This window comes from Anaerococcus sp. (assembly GCF_030825785.1).
GTDB lineage: Bacteria > Bacillota > Clostridia > Tissierellales > Peptoniphilaceae > Anaerococcus.
Genome location: NZ_JAPJPG010000049.1, coordinates 1 through 9,431 on the forward strand (window position 1 = coordinate 1; position 9,431 = coordinate 9,431).

Sequence of the window (9,431 nt, forward strand, 5' to 3'; positions counted from 1 at the left end):
AAAAGTACAAAAAATAGTTGACAATTTTTTTAAAAGTGATAGACTAGTATCCTTTATGATTTTAGGAGGGAAAGTGATAGATGAGTGATTTATTCGTACAAAAATCGGACTACTTTTTAGGACTATCCAATCAGAAAATCATCATAAAAAATAGTCAGCGAGAAATCGAGAGAGAAGTATCCATCTACCTTGTCGACAATCTTTTAATTTTTGGTCAGGCTCAAATAAGTACGCAATTATTGAGAGATTTAGCAAGGGAGAATATTAATGTCTACTATTTTTCTAGCGAGGGAAAATTTTTGGCTTGTTTAGATTCTTATCGTCAAGAAGACTTTGATAAGCAAGAGAAACAAGTCAGGGCTAGCCTAGACCAAGACTTTTGTCTAGCTCTTTCAAAGGAAATCGTATCTGCTAAAGTTAAGCATCAACTTTCCTTGTTGAAAAGCTATAATCAAGATGGAATCTTGTCAGTAGATGATTTTGGACGTTTTCATTTAACTCTCCAAAAAATAAAGGAGGCCGAGTCCATCTCACAGATAATGGGGTATGAAGGTCGTATTGCGAAATCTTATTTTTACTATCTGAGCTTACTAATACCGGATTCTTTTCGTTTTTACGGTCGTAGGAGGCGGCCTGCTACGGATTCTTTCAATTGTTTACTAAATTTTGGCTACTCCATTCTTTACTCTTGCTTCTTGGGTTTGATACGGAAAAATGGCTTAAGTTATGGATTTGGTGTCCTACATCAGAGCCATGGTCATCACGCTTGTCTTGCGAGCGATTTGATGGAGGAGTGGAGACCAGTCATTGTAGACAATACTATCATGCAATTGATTTTGGAAGAGAGTTTAAAAGATGAGCATTTTGAAACAAAGGCTGATGGTACTTTTATTTTAAAAGATGAGGGAAGGAAAGTATTTCTTCTAGCTATGAGAGAGAGGATGCTAGAGATACACCAGTATATCGAGTTGGATAAAAAACGCTATTCTTTCTTTTATACTGCTGACCAGCAGATTAAGCGCTTGATTCGAGCTTTTGAACAGAAGGATAGTCATTTGTATGTAACAGCCTATACAGGAGAAGAGTGATGGGATTATATTATCATTTATCAGGAGAAGAAAAGGAATTTGCTAAAAAGAAATCCCTCTTTTGTCTGATAATCTACGATATTATTAGCAATAAAAGAAGATTAAGATTAGCTAAATTGTTAGAAGGATTTGGGATGAGAGTCCAACGCTCTTGTTTTGAAATTGATTTGGAGAAGGCTAGTTATCAAGTCTTGATTCGAGAATTGGAATATTTTTATGATCCTAGCGAATTTGATAACATTATTGTCTATGTTGGGAATCGAGAAGAGACTATTCGTTTGAATACCGATGATAGAGAGCTAGAAGAAGCAGATTGTTTGTTTTTTTGATGTGAAAACTCTTACAATTTATGGTATACTATAATTAGTTTCCAAATAGGTTATATCTTGTGTTTGTTTTTAAATCCAACCACAAAATATGGGGTATAAGAACCTATCTGCCTCGAGAGGGGACGGAAACGTGAAAATTGCGTCTGGGATATAATTCCCTGATGGTATAAGAACCTATCTGCCTCGAGAGGGGACGGAAACCAACGAATTTTTTCCATCAATTTAGAACGTTTGCGTATAAGAACCTATCTGCCTCGAGAGGGGACGGAAACCATAAGATTTAGTATTTGTAAACTGTTTTTGCATAAAGTATAAGAACCTATCTGCCTCGAGAGGGGACGGAAACCCATCGTTAAAGATGTAAGTGTCTACATCTTTAATTGTATAAGAACCTATCTACCTCGAGAGGGGACGGAAACAACAACTCCTTGATTTTTGCAATCAAGATTTCAGTTTTGTAAGACACCCAATTCACCTCGCGAGGAGACGGAAACATAACCCCTTCAGGCTCCACTGTGAACTCTGACTTATCGTAAAACACTCTATCTACCTCTAGAGGGGACGGAAACACATTGTAAGAAACTACGCAAGTCTCTTACCGGTTAAGTAAGACACCCAATTCACCTCGGTAGGGGACGGAAACCGTGGTTCTGGCAAAGCCAATGGCTCAGGATGCAAACCCAGTAAACCACCCTAATCACCTCGCGAGGGGACCTATTTCCTTATTACATAACAAGAACGAAAAAAGATAGCTTGAAAGCTAAGCACGATTCATAAAGGAGGCCTATGAAAAGAATTAGTTTATCCTTTCAGCGGATTGACCAGTCACCCATCGATTTGGCAACCAAATTTCATGGATTTTTAATGGAGCAGTTAGAACCAATCTATGTGGACTGGCTTCATGAACAGGAGACCAATCCCTACTCTATGAAGGTAATCCATCAAAAGGACCAGACGACATGGATGGTTCATCTTTTGACAGAGGATGCTATCAAGCAGATCTTACCTCCAATGTTGGAGTTGAAAAAAGTTGACCTACATGGACAGGCAACTCTGACAGTTCAAAGCGTAACCATGCAGGATTTGAGCTCAGAGGAACTGTTTGATCTATTTAATGAAAACCAAGACCAGTCCTTTTTTACTATTCAATTTCAAACACCGACTGGATTTCGCTCCCAGGGAGAGTATGTGCTCTTTCCCACCCTGCGTTTGATATTTCAAAGTCTGATGATGAAGTATGGACGACTGCTTGAGAATCGGGAAGATATCGAAGAGGAGACCTTGGACTATCTGACGTCCCATAGCCGGATAACCAGTTACCGAATGGAGACGAGTTACTTTAAGGTCCATGGCAAAAAGATTCCTGCCTTTAAGGGCAAGTTAACCTTTAAGATAACAGGACCTAGTACCCTCAAGGCTTATGCAAATATGTTATTAAAATTTGGAGAGTATGCTGGACTGGGCATGAAAACCAGCCTAGGAATGGGAGGAATAGAGCTTGAAGAAAGAAAAGATTGATTTAGTTTATGGAGCGCTATTACATGATATTGGCAAACTACTTCAGCGCTCCGGGAAGGACACAAAAGATGCTACTAGCCTTGGAGCTGAGTGGTTCAGACGTTTTTCAGATAATGAAGCAATCGCTCAACACCTTGTCTGTGACGACTTAAAAGGAGTAGAAGCCAATCTGCCTACTGATAGTCCGCTTTATATAACCGACCTTGCTTCCAAGATTGCTTCTAGCTTAAAGGCAGGTCAAAGTCTTGCGTCAAACAAGGGAGATGACTTGGGGAACCAAGCTGATGTTTTTAATGTTTTTTCAGATGTCTATAGCCAGCGTTTCTTGCCTATCAAAAGCTTAGAGCTTGATAGGGAGCCGAACTATGCTCAAAAAGCAAAAGAGTCAGTTTCTCAGTCTGACTATAGCAGCCTACTGGATACCATAGAAAAGGAGATTGAGAACTGGGATTTTGGGCCAGATCAGATTGATGCCCTTTTGAATCTCTATGAAGCCCACCTATCCTATGTACCGACTTCAACTAAGACACAAGAACTGGCAGATATTTCCTTAGCAACTCATAGTCGTTTAACAGCTGCTTTTGCCTCGGCTATTCAGGAGTATATGATAGCTGAAAATGATTCAGACTATCAAAAAGAACTCTTCCATGAACAAAAATCTTTCTATGATAAGGAAGCTTTTTTATTAGCCAGCTTTGACTTATCAGGGATTCAAGATTTCATCTATAATATCGCGACGGCTGGGGCAGCTAAGCAACTCAAAGCGCGCTCCCTCTATCTGGATTTTATGGGGGAACATATCGCTGACAGCCTACTAGAAAAATTGGAATTGACAAGAGCCAACCTTCTCTATGTAGGTGGTGGCCATGCCTACTTTATCTTGGCAAATACAGCAAAAACAAAGGCAGCGTTAGAGGCCTTTGAAGAAAAATTTAACCAATTTTTGCTGAAGAATTTCCAGACACGTTTGTATGTTGCTTTTGGTTGGAGTTCATTTTCAGCTAATGACATCATGACCTCCTTGGCAAGATATAGGAAAGTTTACCAAGCAACTAGTCGCATGATTTCTAAGAAGAAAATTTCTCGCTATGATGCTCAAACGCTTTTGGAGTTAAACCGAGGTGGTCAAAGTGCTCAGAGAGAGTGTACGATTTGCCACTCAGTACAAGATATGACGACCTTTAATGACCAAGAAGTCTGCCAGATTTGTGCTGGTCTTTATCGCTTCTCTAAAGAAATTCAAGAACAATACTATATTGTCACCAAAGAAAAAGGCCTCCCAATTGGACCAGGAGCCTTTATAAGAGGGATTTCACAAGCTGACTTGGAAAAGGAAGATTGGAATCGTATCTATGTCAAAAATAGCTTTGCGACCGATATTGCGAGGGCAACTCATGTCTTTGTTGGAGACTACAAGTATGCTGATATCGATCAGTACGCTCGACTGTCCCAAGATAGTCAAACAGGTCAAGGAATCAAACGTCTAGCAGTTGTCCGATTAGACGTAGATGATTTAGGTGCTGCTTTTATGGCTGGATTTTCTTATCAAGATGGTGGAAAATACAATACCTTAGCTCGTTCTGCAACCTTCTCAAGAAGTATGAGTCTCTTCTTTAAGGTTTACATCAATCAATTTGCTAAGGATAAGAAAATATCGATTATCTATGCAGGTGGAGATGATGTATTTGCTCTGGGTTCATGGCAAGATATTATCGCATTTACGATTACCTTGCGCCAACAATTTATCAAGTGGACGAATGGTAAATTAACCTTATCAGCAGGTATCGGACTTTTTCCAGACAAAACTCCGGTTAGTATCATGGCTGAAGAAACAGGCAAGTTAGAGGGGGCAGCAAAGGATAATGACAAAGATAGTATTTCCTTATTTGATAAGGGTTATACCTTTAAGTTTGATCAATTTATTGATCATATCTACAAAGGGAAACTGACAAAGATTAGACACTACTTTAGTATTCAAGATGAACGAGGAAAGAGTTTCGTTTATAAGTTAGTAGAACTTCTTCGTAACTATGACCGAATGAATGTAGCTCGCTTAGCCTATTACTTAACGCGTTTAGAAGACATAACACCAAGAGAAAGTAAAACAGAATTTAAAGAATTTAAGGACCTATTCTTTACTTGGTACACAGGCAGTGAAACGGTACGAAATGAAGCAGAATTAGCTTTACTTCTTTATATTTATGAGATTAGAAAGGATTAATATATGGCTACCTTAACAGATGACAATTATGTAGATAAGACAGAAAATGTTATCAAATCATTGAATCGAAACACTAGAGATTTTAGAAACCCTGATGCATTCCTTTTGACAACTAGCAAAATAAGAAACTTACTAAGCTTGACAAGTACCCTTTTTGATGAAAGTAAGGTTAGAGATTATGAGGCGCTAGCCGACAAAATTGCCTATTTGAGAGTGCAGTTTGTATATCAATCAGGCCGAGAAACTGCAGTTAAAGACTTGGTGAAAAAGGCTGAAATTTTAGATATTTTAAAAGAAATCAATAATAAGGAAAGTCTCCAACGTTTCTGTCGTTATATGGAAGCACTAGTAGCTTATTTCAAATTTTATGGAGGAAAAGATTAATGGCATTTGCTAAAATTAAACTAACAGCACAAATTCGTCTAGAAACAGGACTTCATATTGGAACTAGCAATGCTTTTGCAGCTATTGGGGCTACTGATTCGCCTGTAATCAAGGATCCTATTACTAACTTACCGATTATTCCTGGTTCTAGTATAAAGGGAAAAATGCGCACTCTTCTTGCAAAAGTTCATAATGATCGACTAGCTAAGAAACCAGGAGAAGATGGAGAAATTCTTAGTCGTTTATTTGGAAACAGTTCAGACGATCGCTATAAAATAGGACGACTCATTTTTAGAGATGCCTTCTTAAATAACAAGGAAGAGTTAGATTCTTTAGGTGTCAAGAGTTATACTGAAGTTAAATTTGAAAATACTATTGACCGCATTACTGCTGAAGCAAATCCGAGACAAATTGAACGTGCCATCCGTAGAAGTGCTTTTGCATTTGAATTGATTTATGAAATCACAGATGAGAGTCAAGAGCAAGTGGAGGAAGATTTTAAAGTCATTTTAGATGGATTGAAACTTCTTGAGTTAGACTATCTAGGTGGCTCAGGTTCTCGTGGCTATGGTAAAGTAAGTTTTGAAGACCTAAAAGTGACTACTGTTTTTGGAACATATAATCTTGATGCATTAAACAAACTACTATCTGTGGAGGTCTAATATGACCTATAAGATGTATATCATGGACTTTGATTCTGCCCATTTTGGAGCAGGAACTCTGGATAGTTCAAAAATGACTTTTTCGGCAGACCGTTTGTTTTCCGCTCTTGTGATTGAAGCCAATAAGATGGGACGATTAGATGAGTTTTTATCCTTAGCAAATCAGGATGATTTTGTTCTAACGGATGCCTTCCCTTATCAGGATCGCCCATTTTTACCAAAGCCCATCGGATTCCCAAAATTTGACCAAGTTGATCTAAATAAGGATGTCAAGGAAGTACGTCGGCAAGCCAAGTTAGCAAAAAAATTACAATTTATACCCTTGGAAAAGTTTGATCATTATGTCAACGGTGCCTTGTTTGAAGATGAGGAGCATGCTGTTACCAATATCGTCACTAAGAATCAACCTCATGTTGATGGTGCGCTGTACCAAGTTGCAACTACCCGATTTTTGGATGATACAGCCCTCTATGTACTAGCGACTGAGTCACCACTGCTTGATGAGATGATGACTAGCTTGCAGTTCTCTGGTATTGGAGGAAAACGCTCAAGTGGGTATGGTCGTTTTGATTTGACTATCAAAGAAGTTCCTGAAAATCTTGAGAGTCGTCTGACTCGTTCCTATCAAGGAAATGTGATGACTCTGACGACTTCTTTACCAACAGACGAGGATCTTCCAAGGGCTATGGATCAAGGTTCTTATCTTGTAATCAAATCAAGTGGTTTTGCTTTTAGTACAGTGTCTAACCAAAATTATCGTAAACAAGATTTATTTAAGTTTACTGCTGGATCGACCTTTCTTGAAACCTTTGCAGGGCAAATTGTTGATGTAAGACCGCTTGATTTTCCACATGCTGTCTTCAACTATGCCAAACCCCTATTTTTGAAAATGGAGGTAAAAGGATGAAAACAGACTATAGAGTTTTTCAATTTAGCTTGTTAGCTATGGCCCCCATTCATATTGGTAGCGGTGAAAAATACACTTCACGAGAATTCATCTATGAAAATCATCGCTATTATTTCCCAGATATGGGTAAGTTTTACAATCGGATGATTGAAAAGGGACTGGATAGAAAGTTTGAACAATTTCTTCAGGAAACAAAACCAAGTGCTAGGAATAATCGCTTGATTTCTTTCTTAAATGACAATAGAATTAGTGAACGTTCCTTTGGTGGCTATACCATTACTGAAACTGGTCTGGAAACAGAAAAGAACAACCAGAATCCCAGATCTGGTTCTATAAATGAAGTAGCAAAATTTATGAGGGATGCCTTTGGGAAGCCCTATATTCCTGGTAGTTCCTTGAAGGGAGCTATTCGAACTATTTTAATGAATACTAGTCCTGACTGGAACAATAAGAATGCAGTTGATTTTCGTGGGAGAAGTCCTAAAGAAAACAAAAAAATGATTCCATGGGGGGCAAAAAAGGGGCAGGAATTCGATGACTTGTTTCATGCGATTCGTGTTAGTGATAGTGAGCCATTTAACAATGAGCAGATTATTCTAGTTCAAAAATGGGATTATTCTGCTAAATCACTAACTGCCAAGCCTCTTCCTTTATACAGGGAAGCAATCGCACCCTTAACTAAAATCAATTTCACCATTACTACAACTACTAAGGAAGCTGGAATCTTAATTGAGGAATTAGGTCAGAGAGCGCAAGCCTTCTACAAAGAATATAAAAACTTTTTCTTATCAGATTTTCCTGAAAATAAAATTCAACCAAATCTTCAATATCCTATCTATTTGGGAGCTGGAAGTGGAGCTTGGACAAAGACCTTGTTTGAACAAGCGGATGGAATTTTACAAAAACGGTATAGTCGAATGAAGACTAAGATGGTTGGAAAAGGTGTTTTGAAACTGACGAAAGCGCCGGACAAGAGCATTAAAACCAATAAAGGAGAACGGAAATTGATCATTAATAGCGATTCCTTCTATGAGATGGGAAAAGCGAATTTCATGATTAGGGAGATTTTACAATGAAAATTTTGATATCCGCTGTCGGTGATACAGATCCAATTAGAAATTATCACGATGGAGCCTTATTGCACATCGCTAGAAAATATCGACCAGATAAAATTGTTCTCGTTTTTTCTGATAGAACAAGAGATAAGAAGGAAAGTATTGAAAAAGCTCTTCATTCTATTGAATCTTCTTATCTTCCAGAGATTGTAATTCATCAACCAGTTATTTCTAATAATGATGTTTATGTCTTCGATACAATGTTTGATCAATTTTCATCCATTATCCAGGAGTACTATACAAAAGAAGATGAATTTATTCTCAACTTATCTAGTGCGACACCACAAATTAAGTCGTCTTTATTTGTGATTAACAGACTTAGTGGAATTAATGTCAAGGCTGTTCAAGTTTCAAGCCCTGCGAATGACTCAAATGCAGATATTCCTCATGAAAATGTAGATGATATTGATCTTCTTATTGATACAAATGAAGATAATGTAACAGAGTTCATTGATCGAACATTAGAAGACGAATCAGAAAAATTCTCTCATGCTTTAATTAAAAAAACAATTCGAGATTTCATTCAGAGATATGACTATAAGGCTGCTCTAGAGTTAGCAAATCAATTACCTGATTTTTCTGGTTTGAAAGAATCGCGTAAAAAATTGCAAGATATTGTAGATGCGCTAGATAGACAAGATATTCCCCAAACTTTAAAAAATAGAAAATGGAGTGATGAGAAGAAGAAGGCTCTCAATGCTTATCTAACAATTGAATTGCAAAAAGAACGTGGGAATTTCAGTGAAGGACTCATTAGAATTAAAACCTTGACTGAATTTATCTTAGAAGATTATATTGATAACCGTTATCCAGAATTATTGGATAGATATGTAGATGAATCAGAAAAGTATTTCTTGGGAATTTGGGATTATAGTAAAATTCTCAAAGAAAAAAAAGAGTGGACTTTGTATAATCAAATTAAACCGATGATTAACATGAACACTTCGCGAAATACATTGGCTCATCGATTGGATCCATTGCAATCGGAAGAACTACGTCAGTTAGGATCCGTCTTAAAAAATCTCAAGGTTTTAGTTAAAGAACAGTATCAATTTAATGAAAAAGATTTCAATTTCTATAAAGAATTAAATAAGGAATTATTGGAATTATTAAAGTAACGAGGTGAAAGTTTGAACATTTTAATATCAGCAGTGGGAACGACAGATCCAATTAGTCATAATCGAGATGCTGCTTTGTTACATATTGC

Annotated in this window: 9 protein-coding genes and 1 CRISPR repeat array; all 9 genes read left to right on the forward strand. The window is 37.5% G+C overall.

Annotation, left to right across the window (positions count from 1 at the left end; genetic code table 11):
- Positions 1–80: 80 nt before the first annotated feature.
- Complete coding sequence (gene cas1 / locus RCH56_RS06660) at positions 81–1,088, forward strand: CRISPR-associated endonuclease Cas1 (protein WP_306484198.1); 1,008 nt, start codon at positions 81–83, stop codon at positions 1,086–1,088.
- On the forward strand, positions 1,088–1,417 hold the full coding sequence (cas2, locus tag RCH56_RS06665; RefSeq protein ID WP_306484199.1) for a CRISPR-associated endonuclease Cas2: 330 nt from the start codon (positions 1,088–1,090) through the stop codon (positions 1,415–1,417). Before cas1 ends, cas2 begins: the two co-directional genes overlap by 1 nt.
- A 93-nt stretch (positions 1,418–1,510) precedes the next feature.
- Positions 1,511–2,137: a CRISPR direct-repeat array (repeat unit 37 nt; unit sequence GTATAAGAACCTATCTGCCTCGAGAGGGGACGGAAAC).
- 66 nt (positions 2,138–2,203) lie between these two features.
- Positions 2,204–2,935, forward strand: a complete 732-nt coding sequence (cas6, locus tag RCH56_RS06670; RefSeq protein WP_306484200.1) for a CRISPR-associated endoribonuclease Cas6 — start codon at positions 2,204–2,206, stop codon at positions 2,933–2,935.
- Complete coding sequence (gene cas10, locus RCH56_RS06675; RefSeq protein ID WP_306484201.1) at positions 2,916–5,156, forward strand: type III-A CRISPR-associated protein Cas10/Csm1; 2,241 nt, start codon at positions 2,916–2,918, stop codon at positions 5,154–5,156. The genes cas6 and cas10 overlap by 20 nt, the downstream gene beginning before the upstream one ends.
- A 3-nt stretch (positions 5,157–5,159) precedes the next feature.
- A complete protein-coding gene (gene csm2, locus RCH56_RS06680; protein ID WP_306484202.1) occupies positions 5,160–5,540 on the forward strand; it encodes a type III-A CRISPR-associated protein Csm2 in 381 nt (126 codons plus the stop codon).
- Entirely contained in the window at positions 5,540–6,202 is a 663-nt protein-coding gene (gene csm3, locus RCH56_RS06685; protein ID WP_306484203.1) for a type III-A CRISPR-associated RAMP protein Csm3, read from the forward strand. Before csm2 ends, csm3 begins: the two co-directional genes overlap by 1 nt.
- 1 nt (position 6,203) lies before the next feature.
- On the forward strand, positions 6,204–7,109 hold the full coding sequence (csm4, locus tag RCH56_RS06690; protein WP_306484204.1) for a type III-A CRISPR-associated RAMP protein Csm4: 906 nt from the start codon (positions 6,204–6,206) through the stop codon (positions 7,107–7,109).
- On the forward strand, positions 7,106–8,185 hold the full coding sequence (gene csm5 / locus RCH56_RS06695) for a type III-A CRISPR-associated RAMP protein Csm5 (RefSeq protein ID WP_306484205.1): 1,080 nt from the start codon (positions 7,106–7,108) through the stop codon (positions 8,183–8,185). Before csm4 ends, csm5 begins: the two co-directional genes overlap by 4 nt.
- Positions 8,182–9,342: a hypothetical protein gene (locus RCH56_RS06700; protein ID WP_306484206.1), complete on the forward strand. Its 1,161-nt coding sequence runs from the start codon at positions 8,182–8,184 to the stop codon at positions 9,340–9,342. Before csm5 ends, RCH56_RS06700 begins: the two co-directional genes overlap by 4 nt.
- The last annotated feature ends 89 nt before the right edge of the window (positions 9,343–9,431 follow it).

Excerpts from the sequence above, each read along its gene's own strand:
- cas1 (WP_306484198.1), top strand. The coding sequence starts at position 81 with ATGAGTGATTTATTCGTACAAAAATCGGACTACTTTTTAGGACTATCC.
- cas2 (WP_306484199.1), top strand. The coding sequence starts at position 1,088 with ATGGGATTATATTATCATTTATCAGGAGAAGAAAAGGAATTTGCTAAA.
- cas6 (WP_306484200.1), top strand. The coding sequence starts at position 2,204 with ATGAAAAGAATTAGTTTATCCTTTCAGCGGATTGACCAGTCACCCATC.
- csm2 (WP_306484202.1), top strand. The coding sequence starts at position 5,160 with ATGGCTACCTTAACAGATGACAATTATGTAGATAAGACAGAAAATGTT.
- csm3 (WP_306484203.1), top strand. The coding sequence starts at position 5,540 with ATGGCATTTGCTAAAATTAAACTAACAGCACAAATTCGTCTAGAAACA.
- csm4 (WP_306484204.1), top strand. The coding sequence starts at position 6,204 with ATGACCTATAAGATGTATATCATGGACTTTGATTCTGCCCATTTTGGA.
- csm5 (WP_306484205.1), top strand. The coding sequence starts at position 7,106 with ATGAAAACAGACTATAGAGTTTTTCAATTTAGCTTGTTAGCTATGGCC.
- RCH56_RS06700 (WP_306484206.1), top strand. The coding sequence starts at position 8,182 with ATGAAAATTTTGATATCCGCTGTCGGTGATACAGATCCAATTAGAAAT.